Consider the following 920-nt stretch of genomic DNA (forward strand, 5'->3'; position numbering starts at 1 on the left):
ACGACGAAGGTCGATCTGAACGACGGCGGCGTCTGGATCACGAAGACGTCGAGCCTGCTGATCGGCCATTTCAATCACGAGTCGACCGTCCTCGACGGCGGGCTGCGCACCACCGGTGAGAACTACGACATCCTCCAGGACGCGTCCAACGTCGTCGTCGTCGACGAGAATGCCTCGACGGTCACGGCCGTGGACCCGGCCCGCGTCTCGCTCGGGGACTCGGCCGGGATCCCATCGGCATCGAAGGTCGCGCTCGGCAATCTGACCGCGGCGATCCTCGACCAGAAGACCGGTGAGCTCTGGGTGGTGCCCGTGAAGGGCATCGCCTCGTTCGAGATCGAGGCCAAGGACCCGGTCGCGAAGCTGGGGGCCGAGGCCGACGTGGCGGTCGCGAGCGACGGCACCGTCTTCGGGCTGTCCGCCGAGCGCGGCGAGGTCGTCACCGTGCCGGTCGACACCGAGGGCGAGCCGCTCGACGCCTCGACGGCATCCGTCGGAGAGATCGATGCGTCCGGCAAGCCGACGATCACGGCGGTCGGACGCACCCCCGTCGTGCTCGACCGGACGGCCGGCGTCGTCACGACGCCGGGCGGGTTCCGCACCGACATCCCGGATGCCGGTGAGGCCGTGCTGCAGCAGGCATCCGCCGAGACCGCCGCGGTCGCGATCGCGACGCCGAACGCCCTGATGAGCGTGCCCCTCGACGGGGGCGAGCCGACGCAGGTCGACGCCGGCGCGAACGGCACCGCCGCAGCCCCGGTATCGCTCAAGGGGTGCACGTACGGCGCCTGGGCGGGTTCGGCGACCTTCATCCGCGAGTGCCCCGGCGACGCGAACGACGTCAGCGCGGAGGTCGACGGGGCCCAGGACTCGAAGAACCTGGTGTTCCGCGTCAACCGCGACGTGATCATCCTGAACGA

Annotated in this window: 1 pseudogene; it reads left to right on the forward strand. The window is 70.3% G+C overall.

Features of this window, described 5'->3' with window-relative positions:
• A pseudogene (locus DW306_RS21120) lies at positions 1-920 on the forward strand (hypothetical protein); the annotation flags it as partial.

This window comes from Microbacterium sp. K24, from assembly GCF_004794465.1.
GTDB lineage: Bacteria > Actinomycetota > Actinomycetes > Actinomycetales > Microbacteriaceae > Microbacterium.